The following is a 17,890-nucleotide window of genomic DNA, read 5'->3' as shown; positions in this document are numbered from 1 at the left end:
AGAGTTCGAGTCTCTCCGCCTGTACAAAAAGACTTCTGTGAAAACAGGAGTCTTTTTTGTTTTATAAAGATGTATTTAAGAAAGAAAATCTTTTACTTTCTTAAATAAAACACCCATTTCTCCGGCAATTAATGTTGAGGTGTTTAGATATATTTCTTTCTCGTTATCTTCATCATCACTCCATTTAGGATCTTTATACGGTAAATTAAAACGAGAGGTTGCTTCTTGGGTTAGAGAGCAGTTTTCATCTGCACTTCTACAAATGGTAATGGCTATAAAAGGAGTTTGGTTGATGGAATCATCAATAGTTTTAGAATAACACAAAAGCTCTTTTTTAGCATTTGTGTAGTTGATGATGTATTTAGGGTTTTTGTGGCTAAATTCTTCTAGACTAAATTTAAAGCCAGAAAATTCCAAAGCTTTTAGGGTACTAGAGTAAAATGTTGAAGTATTGATTCCGCTAGAATAGCTAAATCCATTATGTATTCCGTAATATTCCATAGCAAAATACGCCCAAACCTGTGCAAATTGACTTCTTCTAGAGTTATGAGTACCGATAAAGTTGAGGTTTACTTTTTCTTTTTCATTAATCGTTTTTGCAATTTTATTAGCAATGTTTTCTAGTAAAATTTCTCTTTGAATATCTAACTTTGTATTTCTGATAGCTCTTTCAAAAAAATCTTTGATATTGGTTTTTTGTAAGGTGGACATTAAGGGTGTTTTATTATTATAATACTTAAATATAAGGGCTAAAGCATAAACAGATGTTAATTTATAATTAAGGAACAATGAAACTTAAATCTGGAGATAAAGTACTGGTTAAAGATTCCGTAGTTAAAGGCACGGTATCTAAGGTGATGAAAAACAGTGTACTTGTTTTAGATGAAGATGGTTTTGAGTTAGCGTATCAAAGCGATCAATTGATTTTGGTAAATATTGAACAGTCCGAAATGTCTAAATTTTCTGATATCAATAACAAAATGTTACGTCAGAAAGCATTGTTTGTAGAGCACAATAAAAAAAGTGCTAAAAAATCTAAGCAAGAAAAATATGGTGTGGTAATGGAAGTAGATTTACATATAGAAAAACTGGTAAAGTCTGCTAGCGGAATGTCTAATGGAGATATTTTAAACAAACAATTAGATACCGCTCAACACAAAGTTGATTTTGCCATTAAAAACAGAATACCTAAAATAGTTTTTATACACGGAGTAGGAGAGGGCGTTTTAAAAGAAGGCTTGTATAGTATTTTTAATAGATACTCTTTAAGATACGAAGAAGCTTCATACCAACGATATGGTTTAGGAGCTACTGAGGTAACTTTTTAAAAAACAAAACAGCGTATTGAAATCATCAATACGCTGTTTTGTTAGGTTGTTATTTAGGTGTTTATGATTCTAAAGATTGCATATTTACTAAGTTGTAATATGTTCCTTTTAAATTAATCAATTCTTCGTGTTTTCCTTGCTCTACAATTTCTCCTTTTTTCATTACAACAATAACGTCTGCATTTTGAATGGTAGATAATCTATGGGCAATTACAATAGAAGTTCTATTTTCCATCATGTTTTCTAGAGCTTGCTGCACCAAGTGTTCAGATTCTGTATCTAAAGCAGAAGTAGCTTCGTCTAAAATCATAATTGGTGGGTTTTTAAACACCGCTCTAGCAATAGCGATTCTTTGCTTTTGTCCACCAGAAAGTAATCCTCCACTATCTCCAACAGGGCTGTTGTAACCTAAAGGAATATCTTTAATAAACTCGTGAGCATTGGCAATTTTTGCCGCTTGCATTACTGCTTCATCAGTGGCGTTAGAAATACCCAAAGCAATATTGTTTTTAACAGTATCGTTAAATAATAAAGCCTCTTGAGCCACAATTCCCATTTGAGCTCTTAAAGATTTTGTGTTGATGGTTTTGATATCTACACCATCTATGGTAATTTTTCCTTCGTTTACATCCCAAAAACGTGTGATAAGATTGGCTAACGTAGATTTTCCACTACCAGATTGTCCTACCAAGGCCACGGTTTTTCCTTTAGGAATAGTTAAAGAAAAGTTCTTTAAAACATATTCTTGATCATATTTAAAAGAAATATTATCAAAAACAATTTCGTGATTAAATCCAGTAATTTCTACTGCATCTTTTTGATCGGCTAAAGGGTTTTTACTGTCTAGAATTTCTATAACACGTTCTGCAGCAGCGTTTCCTGTTCTAATAGTATTATTGGCTTTAGAAATGGACTTTGCAGGTGTTAGTATGTTATAGGCTAATCCCATAAATACAATAAAGGCACTTGGTTGAATGGATTGTCCTACCAATACCATTCTACCTCCAAACCAAAGTAAACAAGCAATGGTGGCAATTCCTAAAAATTCACTTGTAGGACTAGAGGCTGCTCCACGTTTCCCTACTTTATTACTTAGCCTAAGAATTTTATTGCTTAATTCGTGATACCTATTAATCACAAAAGTTTCTGCATTAAAAGCTTTTATAATTCTCAATCCTGTAATAGCTTCTTCAAGACTGCTTAACATATTTCCTCCTTGTTGAAAAATAGCAGTTGATTGTTCTTTAATTTTTTTGGTAATGATAGAAATTACAAAACCAGAAACAGGAATAAAAGTGAAAATGAAAAGAGATAATTTCCAACTCATATTAAACATAATAATCAAAGTGAAAATAATGTTTAGTGGTTCTCTAATAAAAGTGATAACTAAATCTAAATAAGTGTTGTTTACCACTCCAATATCACTAGTAGCTCTAGAAATAACATCTCCTTTTCTTTTTTCTGAATAGAAAGAAACAGGTAATGAAATAATTTTTGAAAAAATTTCATTTCTAATATCTCTTAAGACATCATTTTTTAAGAACATCATGTAAATGTTTCCTAAATATCCAAAAATGTTTTTTAATAAAAAGACAAAAACAACTCCCATAACCATATAGGCTAAGGTGCTATCAATACCATTGTTAGTGGTGTTGGTAGTCACAAAATAGTTGATGATATCTTCTAAATATTGTTTGTTAAGATGAGTAATACCAGGAAAATTTGGACTTACTGTAACTTTTTCAGTTTCGCCAAAAATTACCCCTAGCATAGGCATTAATGTCACAAAAGACAAAGCACTAAATAAGGCATATAATATGTTGAATAATATGGCAAAAAAACCTTGCCATTTGTATGGCAAGGCATAGGATAAAAATCTTTTAAAATTTTTCATTCATTAATTTAGGTTTAATGCTACAATTACATCTTTAATTTTTTGATCTAATTGAGCTTCTACTAATCCTGCTTGGTCGCGACTACTTAAAGTCCCTTTAACACCAAAGTAGAATTTTATTTTTGGTTCGGTACCACTTGGTCTAACACAAACTTTTGTTCCATCTTCTGTGTGGTAAATTAATACATTAGATTTTGGAACATCAATTGTGGTTTCTTCTCCTGTGATTAAATTCTTTTTGGTAGAATATTCATAATCACAAACGTATTTTACTTTAGATCCTAAAATTTCTTTGATAGGATTTTCACGGAAATCTGCAATCATTTGTTGAATTTGAGCAGCTCCATCCATTCCTTTTTTGGTAATAGAAATTAAACTTTCTTTATAGTATCCGTGTTGGATGTAAATGTCTAGTAATTGTTGGTATAAAGTAGTTCCGTTAGCTTTTGCATGTGCAGCCATTTCACAAGCCAATAAACAAGAAGTTACAGCATCTTTATCGCGAACAAAATCACCAATCATATATCCAAAACTTTCTTCACCACCACCTACAAAATCTTTACTAGGGTTATCAGCAATGGCTTTTCCAATCCATTTAAATCCTGTTAAAGTAATTACAGTTTCAATTCCATAATGGTCTGCTAAAACTTTTACCATTTCAGAAGAAACAATTGTTGTAGCTGTGAACTGAGTTCCGTTTAATTTTCCTGCTTTTTTCTTTTGATTGATTAAGAAATCAGTCATTAAAATCATGGTTTGGTTCCCGTTTAACAACTTCATGTTTCCATCTAAATCTCTAACAGCAATCCCTAAACGATCACTATCTGGGTCACACCCCATTAAAATATCTGCACCAATTTGGTTAGATAATTCTGTAGCCATAGCCAAAGCTTCTGGTTCTTCTGGGTTTGGTGATTTTACTGTAGGGAAATCTCCGTTAGGAGTAGCTTGTTCTTTAACTAAATGCACATCGCTAAACCCTGCTTTTTCTAAAACCTGAGGAACAGATTTTATAGATGTTCCGTGTAAAGCAGTAAATACAACTTTTAAAGCGCTTCTGTCAATATCTCCAAAAGTTCCATTGTCTACAGATACTTGGTTAAAAGCATTGTCTACATCTTCACCAATATAGGTTAATAAACTGTCGTTTGCTTCAAATTTTATTTTATCAAAAGAGACTTTGTTTACTTCGTCAATAATCAATCCATCATTTGGAGGAGTTACTTGGCAACCATCTGCTCCGTATACTTTGTACCCGTTGTATTCTGGTGGGTTGTGAGAAGCTGTTAACACTATTCCAGCATCTGCTCCTAAGTGACGAACCGCAAAAGATAATTCTGGAGTAGTTCTTAAATCATCAAACAAAAAAACTTTAATTCCGTTAGCTGTAAACACATCAGCAACCACTTTTGCAAATTCTTTACTGTTATGACGACAATCGTAAGCAATTACAGTACTTAACTCTTTATTAGGGTTGTTTTGTAGTAAGAAATTAGATAATCCTTGAGTGGCTTTACCTAAAGTATATTTGTTAATTCTATTGGTTCCAGCTCCCATAACTCCGCGCATTCCACCAGTACCAAACTCCATGTTTTTATAGAATCTGTCTGTTAGTTCTTCGGGGTTATTGTCTATTAAATCTTGAATTTCTTTTTGTGTTTCTGCATCAAAAGTAGAGGTTAGCCATAGTTTTGAAGCTTCAATAATTTCAGGAGTTACCATGTTTGATTATTAGTTTAATTAGTGTATTTAGATATTATAAATATAATAGAAATTGATTTATATTTCTTTTTCAATATAGTATAAATTGTTTTCTTTTCTGTTTTTTAAAATCATTTCGCCAATAAAACCAGCGATAAATAATTGAGTTCCCAAAATCATTGTAGTTAAGGCGATATAAAACAATGGATTATTGGTGATTAAATTAGCCGATTGATGGTAGTAAAAAACAATAATTAATTTTTGTATTCCCATATAAGCGGTTGATATAAAACCAAATAAAAACATAAAAGTTCCCATCAAACCAAAGAAATGCATTGGACGTTTACCGAATTTAGACAAAAACCACAAGGTGATTAAATCTAAAAAGCCATTGGTAAAACGATCAATTCCAAATTTTGTTTCTCCGTATTTTCTCGCTTGATGTTGTACTGGTTTTTCGCCTATATTTTTAAAACCAACATTTTTAGCTAAAATAGGAATGTATCGGTGCATTTCACCAGTTACATCAATACTTTTAATAACTTTTTTTTGATAAGCTTTTAAGCCACAATTAAAGTCGTTTAATTCAATACCAGAAGTTTTTCTAGCAGCCCAATTAAATAATTTTGAAGGAATGTTTTTTCGGATTTTAGAATCGTAGCGTTTCTTTTTCCATCCGCTTACAATGTCATATCCTTCTTGGACAATCATATTATAAAGTTCTGGAATTTCTTCGGGGCTATCCTGTAAATCGGCATCCATGGTAATAATAACATCACCTTTAGCTTTTTTAAATCCAGCATTTAATCCTTGAGATTTTCCAAAATTCTTTAAGAATTTAATTCCTTTAACATTTGGATTTTGAGTTTGTAAAGCTGTAATAACATTCCATGAATCATCTGTACTTCCGTCATCAATAAAAATAAGTTCGTAACTATAATGGTTTTGTTCCATTACTGTTACAATCCACTGGTGTAATTCTTGTAAAGAATCCGCCTCATTTAACAATGGAATTACAATAGATATCTGCATGTGATGATTATTTATTACGAACAAATATAGCAGTTACTACGGCAGTAATAAAACCTATAAATAAATTGATGGCAATACTAAACAAAATAGTTCCTGGCAAGAATGCGTTTTTAGATAACTGCACAGCATTTGTTAAATCTTCTGAATTTTCAAATTGTCCAGAAGCGATTAAACGTTCTCTATTCATTTGCTCAAACTCTGCCAAAGTAGTTGGTTCTATGCTATAAATAAATAACAAAGAATAAGCAATGTAAACCAAAGCAGTAATAAATCCAATAATTAATCCAGGTTTAATTATTTGTCCAAAACTTTCTATGGTACTATTGTTTTTTAAGAAGATGATTGCAAAAACAATCACAACAACTGGAATAATTAAACCAATTAAAGAAAATATAGAATCTCTTTCTCCAATATATGGGTTGGTTTGTGTAACAGTATTGATGATTACTTCATTTAAAACTAATAAAAGTCCAGAAAGGATTCCGAATTTTAAAACAGGTTTTGTGCTAAAAAATGAATTCATTTGAATGTTTTCTATTTAAAATTTAATGGCAAATATAGGTATTTATTAGGCTAAAGTGTACGCTTTGAACAAGATGAATTGAATGTAAAAAAATCATGTAGTAAATGTTGTGAGAATTGTAATAAGGTTGTAAATTTGCGGCCGGGCAAGTCCTACACAACTAGCTCCCTCGGAATCCCCCAGGGCGGGAACGCAGCAAGGGTACTTGGTTGTAGCGGTGTGATGTAGGCAGCTTGCCCTTTTTTACAAGACAATTAGTAAGTTTATTTTACATAAAAATCCAGCTCAAAAGGCTGGATTTTATGTTTTTATATATTTTGTAAAGTCTTAATTTTTACAAAAATAATTTATCAAACTTATTAGGACTTTCCTTTTTAATAGTTAGTTTTTCTTGAGTATAGGGATGGATAAATGTTAAAGACTTAGCATGTAAATACAATCCTTTTCCTTTTAAAATTTTTCCTTCTATACCGTGTTCTACATCTCCTAAAATAGGATTTCCTATATGGGTACAATGAATTCTTAGTTGATGTCTTCTACCTGTATGAGGAGTTAATTGCACTAAATTTAATTTGTCAAATCTTTCTGATACCACTGTTTTTAATACTTGATAGCTAGAAAGACTTTCTTTTTCATCTATAGCAAAATCAATAGTTCCTTGGTTTTTCATTTCACCAATGGTAACAGCTTCGTAAGTTTTTTGAATGTTTTTATCCTCGAATAATTTTCCTAAATCTCTAATGCTGTTGGCTGTTTTTCCTACTAATAATAATCCACTAGTACCAAAATCTAATCTGTGTACAGGCTGTGGTTTTACAGCATCTTTTTGAGAACTCATTTTTAAATTATAGGCCAAAGCATTACTTACTGTTTTGGCTTTATTACCACTAACCAATAGTCCTGCGGGTTTATATATAACAGCTAGATAATCATCTTCCCAAAGTATTTCTAACGTTAAATCAATATTTTTTTTAATAAGATTTTCGTTTTCTAAGAGTTCAATTTTTTCACCACCTGTGATAAACTGTCCAGATACACCACGTTGATGATTGACTAAAATCAATCCCTTTTTGATGGCTTTTTTGATTCCTGCTTTGGTTGGAATACTGGCAAAAATATCTACGGCATAATCAGATAATCTGATGCCGTATGGTAAGTTTGGTGAAGTGTGACTTTCTATAATTTTCATCTATCACTAAGCTAAAGTATTCTTAGTTAATATTTGTAGGAATTGTATGCTAAATTTAAGGATAAAATAAGGGCTATCTATCTCATTATCAAACAAGATAAAAAAGTAGAGTAATATCATTTATTAAGTCGTACCTTTGCAGCCGCTACAGAATTGACTTTAAAGCAATTCTTAAAATATATTTATGACATTTGAATCTTTAGGATTATCAGAGGCTATTTTAAAAGCCATTAACAAAAAGGGATATACAGAGCCCTCAGCTATTCAGCAAAAAGCCATTCCACATATTTTACAAGGTAAAGATGTATTGGCGTCTGCACAAACAGGAACAGGAAAAACAGCAGGATTTACATTACCATTATTACATTCATTATCTACTCAAAATAAGTGGAAAAGAAGACCAATACGCGCTTTGGTATTAACACCAACAAGAGAGTTAGCTGCACAGGTTTATGACAATGTAAGAGAGTATAGTGAGTTTTTAGATATTAAATCTGCCGTAATTTTTGGAGGTGTAAAACCAAAACCACAAATTACTACTTTAAGAAGAGGAGTTGATGTATTGGTGGCAACACCAGGTAGGTTGTTAGACTTAATAAGTCAGGACGCATTATCATTATCTAAAATAGAAATATTGGTTTTAGATGAAGCTGATAGAATGTTAGATATGGGATTTTTAAGAGATATTAAAAAAGTATTATCTCTTGTTCCAGAAAAAAGACAAAACTTATTGTTTTCGGCTACTTTTTCGCCAGATATAAAAGCTTTGGCTAATACATTTATGAACAGTCCTGTGTCTGTAGAATCTGCTCCGCAGAACACTACTGCTGAAAAAGTGAAACAAACTTTTTACAATGTAAATAAAGGAGATAAACCTTTGGCTATTATCGGAATGATAAAATCTGGTAATTGGAGTCAAGTTTTAGTATTTACTCGTACCAAACACGGAGCTAATAAATTAGCAGAAAGATTGGCTAAATCTGGAGTAACAGCTGCGGCTATTCACGGAAACAAGAGTCAAGCAGCCAGAACCAAAGCCTTAGAAGGATTTAAAAAGAATGCTGTTAGGGTATTGGTGGCTACAGATATTGCTGCACGTGGTTTAGATATTCCGTTGTTGCCACACGTTATAAATTACGAGTTACCAAATGTGCCAGAAGATTACGTACACAGAATAGGACGTACGGGTAGAGCAGGGGCAAGTGGAGAAGCTATTTCTTTGGTTTGTGGAGAAGAAATTAAATTTGCATTGGATATTGAAAAATTATTAGGTTTAAAATTACCTATGCAAAATTTAGAAGGATTTGATTTTAAAGCTCCAACAGCTGAGGAGTTAAAAGCGATGAAAAAAGGACCTTCGAGGACAACATCGCCTAAAGCAAATCAAAAACCTAAAACTGCAAAAAAGAAAGCAAAACCAGGAGAAGCTCCTAAGTGGGTACAGGCAAAAAAAAATGCAGCTTCTAAATTAGGAAGAAGTAGAAATAGAAGATAATAATCTAGTACGAAGTATTTAGAACAAAGTACAGAGTAAAAATAATACTGTTCACTATCAGTAGTAACGAAATAAAAACTCCCAAAATGAATTTCTTTTGGGAGTTTTTATTATCTAACAATATTTCTAATAGGCGGAGGCGTACGTTTTTTTCTACTAAATTTTCCATTGATAATAAAAACAGCTATAATTCCTAAAATACCACCAACAATTGTATTCCATAATATATGCTCTCCTATAAATAAGAACGAGGTTAATACAGCTGTGCTAGGAACAATAAAAATATAAGTACTTGCTTTTTCTGCACCAATTCTTGCGGTTACATATAAAAAACAAGTAGTAGCTAGGGCAGAGTTTACAATTCCAAAATATAAGATGTTAAACCAGAATTTTGCATCAGCAGTAATTAAAGTTTGTTCTAAGCTTTTAAAATCAACAAAAAAACAAAGTATGATGGCAGCAATAATATGTGTCCATAAACTAAAACCAATGGCATTTCCAAATTTGTTGGCATGAGAACTTATTTTACTCATCACTGCCCAAACAAAAGCAGCTAATAAAAAATAGGTGTTTCCAATACTAAAAATAGCATCACTATTGTCCCATACTTTAAGTAAGGTCATTCCTGCTATAAATCCCAATAAAAGTCCAATGTATTCTTGTTTTTTAGGAAGTATTTTACTGATGAGTAAGCCAATAATATAAGCAAAAATAGGGTTGATGGTGGTGACTAAAACGCCTCCTGCTCCAGCAAACCCCTTATGGACTCCTTTAAAAAAGAATAAAGTATATAGTAATATAAAAACAGAGGCTCCTACAATGTGTAGCCATCCTTTTTTATTAACGTTGATTTTAATTTTAGCAAAAAAAGTTAACGGAAATAAAGTCAATGGAACTAAAATAAAACGCATCAAGCTTAAATTTAAAGCATTGGTATAGGTTCCCAAAACTTTGGCACAAGACCAACTGGTTCCCCATATGCACATGCTAATAATCATGGCTGCTAATAACCATTTTTCTTTTGATGTTTTCTTTGTTTGGTTAGCAGTCTTTTCCATGTCTTTATATTTCAGTAATCCTAACTTTCTTTTTCTTTAATCTTTGGTTGTTGATAATATCTAGTAAAGCTTTGGTGTTTTTAAGTTTTACAGATACAAAAGCACAATCGTGTTTTAGTTCAATGACTCCCACTTGGTTTCCAGATAAGTTTCCCTTTTTAATCAATAGTCCAGCAATATCTCCTTTAGATATTTTGTCTTGTCTCCCTCCAGAAATAAACAAAGTTTTCCAAGGTGATGGTTCTGGCAAAGTATTTTGATGCAAATGTGCTACATCATCAATATTGATGAATTCTGGTAAATCTTCTTTTTTCCACTGAATTACATAAGCTGTTCCTTGGCTGTTCATTCTGGCAGTTCTACCATTTCTGTGAGTAAACTCCTCCACTTTTAAGGGTAATTGATAATGAATTAAAAAATCAATTTCAGGAATATCCAATCCACGCGCAGCCAAATCGGTGGCAATTAAAATGTTGTAAGTTCCGTTGCGGAATTTTATCAATGCACGTTCTCTGTCTTTTTGTTCCAATCCTCCATAAAAACAACCGTGCGAAATTTCGTGTTCGTTTAAATAATCACTTACTCTAGCGATACTGTCTTTAAAATTGCAAAAAATAATTCCTGATTTATTCCCAATATGGCATAAGGTGTCTACCAAAGTTTTTAGTTTGTCTTTATCTGGTGATAATACTTTTTGGATGACTAATTGAGATTTTTTTTCGCTTAAAAAATTAATTTCTACAGGATTTTGAATCCCTACAAAAGTTGGGATATCAATTTCTTGTGTTGCAGATGTTAATATTTTTTGCTTGATAGATGGAAGCAAGTTGATGATTTCGCTCATTTCTTCTTCAAAACCTACTTCTAAAGATTTGTCAAACTCATCTAAAATTAAGGTATGAATATCAAAAGTTTCAAAACTTCCCTTACGTAAATGATCTGCAATTCTACCAGGAGTACCAATCAAAACACTTGGAGTGTGAGCCAATTCTATTTTGTCTTTAGACATGGGTCTACCACCATACACACAGTTCACCTTGTAACCCGTTCCCATTTCTCTAAAAACCTGCTCAATTTGTATAGCCAATTCTCTAGAGGGAGTAATAATTAAAGACTGAACTTCTTGACTATTCAGTTTTAATTTTTCTAGCATAGGCAACAAAAAAGCCAATGTTTTTCCTGTTCCTGTAGGAGATAACAAAACAACATCTTTGTTTGTAGCAATGGCTTCTTGAGCAGCTTTTTGCATAGGGTTTAACGTATCAATCCCTAATTTAGAAAGAATGCTTTCTTGGTTTTTGTAGTTTGTAGACATTGTTTTTTATTTGTAAAGGCTATGCCTTTAAATTCTGAATAGCAGCCTCTGCACAGCGTTCACCGTCCATAGCTGCAGATATGATTCCACCAGCATAACCACCGCCTTCACCACAAGGGAATAATCCTTCAATTTCTGGGTGTTCTAAATTTTCTTTTCTTGGAATATTTACGGGTGATGATGTTCTAGATTCCACTCCCACAATATTGGCTTCATTGGTGTTGTATCCGTGCATTTTAGCGCCAATTTGTGCAAAACCTTTACGTAATCTTCCACCAATAGCTTTGGGTAATAAAGAATGTAACGGAGCAGAATTTAATCCCGGTTGGTAAGATGTTGGGTTTAATGATGGAGACAATTTTCCATCAATAAAATCAGTCAATCTTTGGGCAGGAGCCGTTTGTGTTCTTCCTCCTGCGGTAAAAGCCAATCGTTCTAAATCTTTTTGATATTGCAATCCTTTTAAAGCTCCGTATTGCTCGTATTTTTGTAAATCTTTTTGAGCATTGATTTCTACTACAATTCCAGAGTTTGCAAATACATTGTTTCTTTTAGATGGAGACATTCCGTTAACCACCACTTCACCATTGGCAGTGGCAGCTGGTACAATAAATCCACCTGGACACATACAGAAAGAATACACACCACGTTCACGTACTTGTTCTACCCATCCATAAGCAGCAGCAGGTAATAATTCGTGTCTGCTTCCTTCACAATGGTATTGAATACTATCAATAATTTCTTGCGGATGTTCTACACGTACCCCCATAGCAAAAGATTTTGCTTGTAAGGCAATTTGTTTTTTATCTAACAATTCATAAATATCACGAGCGGAATGACCTGTAGCTAAAATCAATGCTTTGGCTGCAAGTTCTTTTCCGTTTTGTAATTGTATGGCTTGTAGTTTATTGTTTTTGGTAATGATGTCAACTACTCTAGATTCAAAATGAACTTCTCCTCCGTAATGGATGATATTTTCACGAATCTTAGCAATAATTTTAGGAAGTTTGTTAGTCCCAATATGTGGATGTGCATCAATTAAAATTTGTTCAGTAGCTCCATGATACACTAGGTTTTCAAAAATTCTACGAACATCACCACGTTTTAAACTTCGGGTGTATAATTTTCCATCAGAATAAGTTCCTGCACCCCCTTCTCCAAAACAATAGTTAGAATCGTCGTTTACATTGTGAAACTGATTAATCTGACGTAAATCTCTACGTCTGTCTTGCACATTTTTTCCACGTTCTAAAACCACAGGTTTATAACCCAATTCTATACAACGCAAGGCAGCATACATTCCGGCTGGCCCAAAACCTACAATGTGAATTTCTGGTTTGTTAGAAACATCTTGGTAATTAAATTGATATTCAGATTGCTCTGGAACAGCTTCTTTTATATAAACAGCGACCTTGTAATTAAAGTAAATTTGAGGTTTACGAGCATCAATAGATTTTCGTAAGACTTTTACAGTTGTAATGTCTTTTCTAGGGATGCTTAACCATTGTGCAGCTTTTATTTCTAAAATATTAGCTTTGGTTTCCTCTTGCAGTTTTATACGAAGTTGAATTTCTTTTACCATGTGGCAAAAATAAGTTATTCATATTGTAAAAGGTAAAAAGTTAATTGTAAAAAGTACTTCTCTAATTAAAAAAAAATAGAGGTCTTTTTACCTTTTTCAATAATTAGGTAGATAAAAGTTATGCTTCTACTGTTCCTTTTTTAGATTTTCGGTAAGTAAAAGATTTAAAAATATTACGTCTACCAAAGTTGTTGATGGATTTACTATTCACAAACTTTAAAAATAATTTATGATTCACTCCAAAGTATTCATAAGTGTTTCCATCCGTAAAAGTAACTTCTAACAGCATACTTTTATGATGGTAATCAGCTACCTGAGATTCGGTAATAGTTTTGGTATATTCCTCTAAGTGAGCCTCTTTAGTTTCTGGAGCAATACTTACTAAAAAATGATATCCATCTATAATTTTAGTGCTTATTTCTTCAGCCTCTAATTTTTCTTTTTCATCCTGAAATTTATCTGGATGCCATTGTTTTACCAATCCTCTATAAGTGGTTTTTAATTCTTTTAGATTGATGGCTCCTTCTACTTTAAAAAGCTTTTTGTATTCGTTTATACGCTTCATGTTTTGTTTTTTCAGATGAAGCGGCAAAGCTATTCATAATAATATAGAATACAGTATTTTAAATTGTATTTGTTAACGTGTTTTTACTGTTATGATAAATTCATTTTAGCATCACTTAAGAATTAAAATATATACTATTTCAATTATCTCTGCTTAGCAAAAATTTCTGCTACAGCAGCTTTGTATTTTACTTGATTCCCTGCCTTTTTAATGGCTTTATAAGTTTTTTGAGGATTGTCAAAAGATTGAGAAAAATATTCCCAAAAGCCTAACATTTTCATTTTGATAGGAGTGGGGCCAGACAAAGCCTCATCGTATTGCTGATAAATAGTATCGTGGAAATCTTTAAATATTTGCCATCTGTTTTCAGGGTATTCTGTGCAGTCATTTTTAATCATGCTAGGCAAAAAAGGATCGGCAATTAATCCACGACCAATCATAAAATGATCTACAGTTGGGAAACGTTCTTTAATTTTTCTATAGGCAGCTACACTGGTAATATCTCCGTTGTAATAAAGTTTGTGAGGTGATTGTTCCAAGCATTTTTCAAAAGCATCTAAATCAACTCCACCTTTGTATAGTTGTTTTCCTATACGGGCATGGATGGCAATATTCTTTAAAGGATATTTAGCAAGTGTTTTAAAAGTTTCTAAAATTTCGGTAGGTTCATCATAACCCATTCTCATTTTCATAGAAATGGTTAAGTCACTTTCTGTATGTGCTTTGTGTAGAACTTCATCAATTTTTTGAGGCTGACAAATCATTCCAGATCCCATTCCTTGTTTGGTTACCATTGGGTATGGGCATCCTAAATTCCAGTTTAGTTCTTTGTAACCTAAAGATTTTACATAATTCAAGGCAAATAAAAATTCGTCAGGATTGTTGGTCATTACCTGAGGAATTAATGTTGGTATATGATTATTCTCTGGATTTAAATCACGTTGATAATTGTTCTTAATCACCAACTTACCATTCATTTTAATATAAGGAGCGTAAAAAGTATCAATTCCTCCAAAATAATGGTGAAACGCATTACGGAATCTAAAGTCTGTAAATCCTTGTAAAGGAGATGATAAAAGTGTGATGGACATCCAAAAAATTTTGGCAAAAGTAGTGAAAAACAAAACTACTCAATTAAAAAAAGAATGGTTTGTAAATTGTTTTAATACAAACAAAGATATAGTTGTCATTAGGGTTGTTTGAATTTTTGGTTGTATTATAGCTGCTTTTGTTAAAAATATCATCTCCATAATTTAATTTGGGATAAGATCTGTTTACGTTGTTTAGCTGAATTAAAATCAACAAATATTTAAGCTTTTATAATTTTTTTAAAACAATGAGGAGCCTAGTAGTTACTTTTGTTTATAGATGTAAAATTTAGAATATAACATAAACGTTTTTTTATGAAAAAAAATTAATTTAGCCAAAATCCTAATTAATGGGAAGCCTTAAATGAAAACAAAAAATATTGTACTTGTTTGTCTAGTAATGGCAGCAAGTTTTACTTGGTATTTTCTTTTTTTTGATCAAGATTACCATCCTGCTACAGATTTTGATGAAACAGAATCTCATTTAATTGTTTGGTCTCCAAAACATACAAATACCTATATTAATTTTATTAAAAATATTGCTGAAGATGAACATGTCACCTTATACGTGCCAGAGGCAACTCGTATAAGTAGTGTGTATAATAAGCTTAAAGCATTTGGAGTTTATATGAATAATGTTGAGCTTCAAACGATAAAGAATGATAATATATGGATTAGGGATTATGGCCCTGTGTTTTTAACGAATAAGAGTGGAAAAACCAAAGCTTTAAGTTTTAAATATTATAGTGAAAATACCTTCCCTTATGAGTACCAATCTTTAAATAAAGAAAGGTTAAGGTCTTCTAATATTGTTGGTATTGGAGGTGCCAGAGAATTAAATGGTAAAGGATTAGCCATACTGATTGAAAAACATGAAAAAGATGTAAATCCAAAGCTTAGCAAAGATGATATAGCTAAAGAGCTGAAAAAAAAATTAGGGATTAAAAAAATTATTTGGTTGAAAAGTGGACTTCCGCAAGATGATATGTTAACACATACTCCATTGTTTGGTGATATATATAGCAAGGGAGCTGGGCACCATATTGATAGTTTTTGCAGGTTTATTTCACCAAACACTGTTTTACTAGCTCAAGTAAATAGTCAAGAAATATATTCGAATCCAATTATGAAAATGGCAAATGATCGTCTTGAAGAAAACTATAAGATTCTTAAAAATGCTTTAGATCAAGATGGTAAGCCCTTAAATATTATTAGAGTTCCTGTGGCTCCTTTGATTATAGAAATAGGTGAGAATACAAACATAAGTTTTGTTATTTCTAACAGTTATTTAAATTTTATTATAACCAAGAATAAAGTCATTGTGCCAAGCTATGGTCAATACATTAAAAATAATTATGCTATTGCTAAAGATTTAGAGGTAGAAAATAAATTCAAAAGGATTTTTCCAGGAAAAAAAGTAGTGATGTTAGATTGTATGGACTTAAATAGAGAAGGTGGCGGATTTCACTGTATCTCAATTAATAGACCAAAGAAAAAGAAAAAAGCAGCGTAAGTTTTGTAAACTCTAGTTTTTTTCGGCTTATTAAATCAGTCTCAATAAAATGATCACTTAAGATAAAATACCATAAACGTTGATGTATTTTCAATTTCAAATTTCAATCAATATTTTTTGTGAAAAATGAAAGCTTAGTAATTATTAGTTTTTACGGGTATATAAAAAATAAAACCACCTAATCTTAAAAAGAAAAGGTGGTTAAAAATATCATCAAAATAAAACTTAGTTCTTTACGTGTAAAGCTTCGTTTAATTCAATTGTTTTTGGGTTAGGACGACAAGTTAAGTGTCCGTTAGTAGAATCTAATAAGAATAACAATTTGTCTTTTCCGTTTAATTCAGCTCCTTTTACAATGTTTTGTCCTTCTTCTACAACCTTTCCGTTAATATCAACAGGTTGTTTGTTGGCATCGTATAACCAAACTTTAGCAGCAGCCGTTACGTAAACACCAGCAGCAATAGTACATCCAAATCCTAAAGAAATTCCAGTTCCAGAGTTAGCACCTAATAAACATTTATCTCCAATAGAAATTACGTTTTTATTACCTCCAGATAAAGTTCCCATAATAGAAACTCCACCACCTAAATCAGAATCGTGTCCAACAACAACTCCAGCAGAAACTCTACCTTCAATCATTGCATTTCCTTTTGTTCCTGCGTTAAAGTTAATATAACCTGCTGGCATTACAGTAGTCCCAACAGCACAGTGAGCACCTAAACGAACTTGAGATCCACTAGCAATTCTTACTCCGTTTGGTACATGATAATTCACCATGTAAGGGAATTTATCAACATGAGTTACAATAATGTTTTCTCCTTTAAAAGTAGCTTTAATTCTTTCTGCAGATAAATCTTCTGGTAAAATTGGACCATGGTTAGTCCAAGCAATATTGTTTAATTTTCCAAAAACACCTTCTAAAGACAATCCGTGAGGCAATACGTGTAGCTGAGATAAACATTGTAGTTTAAAGTATCCTTCTACAGCATCGGCAACAGGCTGATCTTTGTCAAATAAGAAATAAGCCACTACATCAATTTCTTGATAAGTGTTGCTAGGTTGAGCTATATTCTCTAACAATTGTTGAATAATAACAATGTTTGGGTGTTTTTCTATTTCTCCATGAAAAGCAGCAAAGTTGTCAAAAGCTTTTTGTAGTTGAGCTTTAGAAACCGTTACAAATCCATTTTCACTTCCTTTAAATCCTGTTACATCTTGTAATAAGGCAGCAGTTCCAAAAGCAGTATCCCAGTTAATACCAGGGAAATTTACATCTAAAACTTTATCTCCTTTAGATCTACGAATTCCTAATCCGAATGCTAATGGTTTTGAGTATCCTTCTGTAGCCTCTACTTTTGCTACATATGCTTTAAAATCTTCTATGGTGTTCATGTTATATGTTTTCAAAAAATGATGGGGCAAATATAAGGCATTGAGTTTAGCTATAAAAACCAATAGGATTTTGTTATTGTAAAAAGGTGAATTTTAATTTTTGAGTGATTTTTTCAAGGAAAAATAATTAGAAATTAGAAGGAGTAATTAAATTTTTTATTACTTTCGTGTACGTACACGGTTTTGGGGTTGTGTTACAATATACTATTTATTTA

15 protein-coding genes and 1 other RNA gene are annotated in these 17,890 nt (G+C 32.1%); 4 read left to right on the top strand and 12 right to left on the bottom strand.

Annotated elements, in window-relative coordinates; all coding sequences use genetic code 11:
- Window positions 1-75 precede the first annotated feature (75 nt).
- The gene (locus AXE80_RS10720) at window positions 76-711 is read right to left on the bottom strand and encodes a low molecular weight phosphatase family protein (protein WP_068827132.1); all 636 of its coding nucleotides are present in this window, start codon (window positions 709-711) and stop codon (window positions 76-78) included.
- 77 nt (window positions 712-788) lie between these two features.
- On the opposite strand from AXE80_RS10720, the gene AXE80_RS10715 reads away from it, so the two are divergent.
- Window positions 789-1,328 carry a Smr/MutS family protein gene (locus tag AXE80_RS10715; protein ID WP_068827130.1) on the top strand — a complete coding sequence of 180 codons (540 nt, stop codon included), beginning with the start codon at window positions 789-791 and terminating at the stop codon, window positions 1,326-1,328.
- Window positions 1,329-1,389: 61 nt separating this feature from the next.
- Here AXE80_RS10715 and AXE80_RS10710 read toward each other — a convergent pair whose 3' ends face one another.
- Genes AXE80_RS10710 through AXE80_RS10695 form a run of 4 tightly spaced genes read right to left on the bottom strand, consistent with a single transcriptional unit; the run spans window position 1,390 to window position 6,478 of the window.
- Window positions 1,390-3,222, bottom strand: a complete 1,833-nt coding sequence (locus AXE80_RS10710; protein WP_068827128.1) for an ABC transporter ATP-binding protein — start codon at window positions 3,220-3,222, stop codon at window positions 1,390-1,392.
- A 3-nt stretch (window positions 3,223-3,225) separates the two neighbouring features.
- Entirely contained in the window at window positions 3,226-4,944 is a 1,719-nt protein-coding gene (locus AXE80_RS10705) for a phospho-sugar mutase (RefSeq protein ID WP_068827126.1), read from the bottom strand.
- Window positions 4,945-5,001: 57 nt separating this feature from the next.
- On the bottom strand, window positions 5,002-5,955 hold the full coding sequence (locus AXE80_RS10700) for a glycosyltransferase family 2 protein (protein WP_068827125.1): 954 nt from the start codon (window positions 5,953-5,955) through the stop codon (window positions 5,002-5,004).
- A 7-nt stretch (window positions 5,956-5,962) separates the two neighbouring features.
- The gene (locus tag AXE80_RS10695; RefSeq protein WP_068827123.1) at window positions 5,963-6,478 is read right to left on the bottom strand and encodes a DUF4199 domain-containing protein; all 516 of its coding nucleotides are present in this window, start codon (window positions 6,476-6,478) and stop codon (window positions 5,963-5,965) included.
- 143 nt (window positions 6,479-6,621) lie between these two features.
- Here AXE80_RS10695 and ffs point away from each other — a divergent pair.
- An RNA gene (ffs, locus tag AXE80_RS10690) (signal recognition particle sRNA small type) lies at window positions 6,622-6,720 on the top strand.
- A 92-nt stretch (window positions 6,721-6,812) separates the two neighbouring features.
- Here the strand turns inward: ffs and AXE80_RS10685 are convergent.
- Complete coding sequence (locus AXE80_RS10685; RefSeq protein WP_068827122.1) at window positions 6,813-7,667, bottom strand: RluA family pseudouridine synthase; 855 nt, start codon at window positions 7,665-7,667, stop codon at window positions 6,813-6,815.
- Window positions 7,668-7,851: 184 nt separating this feature from the next.
- Between AXE80_RS10685 and AXE80_RS10680 the strand changes: the two genes are divergently transcribed.
- Complete coding sequence (locus AXE80_RS10680) at window positions 7,852-9,162, top strand: DEAD/DEAH box helicase (protein ID WP_068827120.1); 1,311 nt, start codon at window positions 7,852-7,854, stop codon at window positions 9,160-9,162.
- Between the two features lie 110 nt (window positions 9,163-9,272).
- On the opposite strand, the gene AXE80_RS10675 is transcribed toward AXE80_RS10680, so the two are convergent.
- From AXE80_RS10675 to AXE80_RS10655, 5 genes are all read right to left on the bottom strand, one after another.
- Window positions 9,273-10,220, bottom strand: coding sequence for a DMT family transporter (locus AXE80_RS10675; RefSeq protein WP_083194655.1), 948 nt, complete (start codon window positions 10,218-10,220; stop codon window positions 9,273-9,275).
- Window positions 10,221-10,224: 4 nt separating this feature from the next.
- Entirely contained in the window at window positions 10,225-11,535 is a 1,311-nt protein-coding gene (locus AXE80_RS10670) for a DEAD/DEAH box helicase (protein ID WP_068827118.1), read from the bottom strand.
- Between the two features lie 19 nt (window positions 11,536-11,554).
- Window positions 11,555-13,117 carry an NAD(P)/FAD-dependent oxidoreductase gene (locus AXE80_RS10665; protein ID WP_068827115.1) on the bottom strand — a complete coding sequence of 521 codons (1,563 nt, stop codon included), beginning with the start codon at window positions 13,115-13,117 and terminating at the stop codon, window positions 11,555-11,557.
- A 118-nt stretch (window positions 13,118-13,235) separates the two neighbouring features.
- Window positions 13,236-13,682 carry a KTSC domain-containing protein gene (locus tag AXE80_RS10660; protein ID WP_068827111.1) on the bottom strand — a complete coding sequence of 149 codons (447 nt, stop codon included), beginning with the start codon at window positions 13,680-13,682 and terminating at the stop codon, window positions 13,236-13,238.
- Between the two features lie 143 nt (window positions 13,683-13,825).
- Window positions 13,826-14,773 carry a tRNA dihydrouridine synthase gene (locus tag AXE80_RS10655; RefSeq protein WP_068827109.1) on the bottom strand — a complete coding sequence of 316 codons (948 nt, stop codon included), beginning with the start codon at window positions 14,771-14,773 and terminating at the stop codon, window positions 13,826-13,828.
- Between the two features lie 361 nt (window positions 14,774-15,134).
- On the opposite strand from AXE80_RS10655, the gene AXE80_RS10650 reads away from it, so the two are divergent.
- A complete protein-coding gene (locus AXE80_RS10650; RefSeq protein ID WP_068827107.1) occupies window positions 15,135-16,283 on the top strand; it encodes an agmatine deiminase family protein in 1,149 nt (382 codons plus the stop codon).
- A 225-nt stretch (window positions 16,284-16,508) separates the two neighbouring features.
- Here the strand turns inward: AXE80_RS10650 and AXE80_RS10645 are convergent, their stop codons facing one another.
- Window positions 16,509-17,675, bottom strand: coding sequence for a tetrahydrodipicolinate N-succinyltransferase N-terminal domain-containing protein (locus tag AXE80_RS10645; protein ID WP_083194654.1), 1,167 nt, complete (start codon window positions 17,673-17,675; stop codon window positions 16,509-16,511).
- Window positions 17,676-17,890: the final 215 nt, after the last annotated feature.

This window comes from Wenyingzhuangia fucanilytica, assembly GCF_001697185.1.
Taxonomy (GTDB): Bacteria; Bacteroidota; Bacteroidia; order Flavobacteriales; family Flavobacteriaceae; genus Wenyingzhuangia; species Wenyingzhuangia fucanilytica.
Note: the sequence above shows the minus strand (reverse complement) of the source record. Positions and strands in the feature narration are given on the sequence as shown.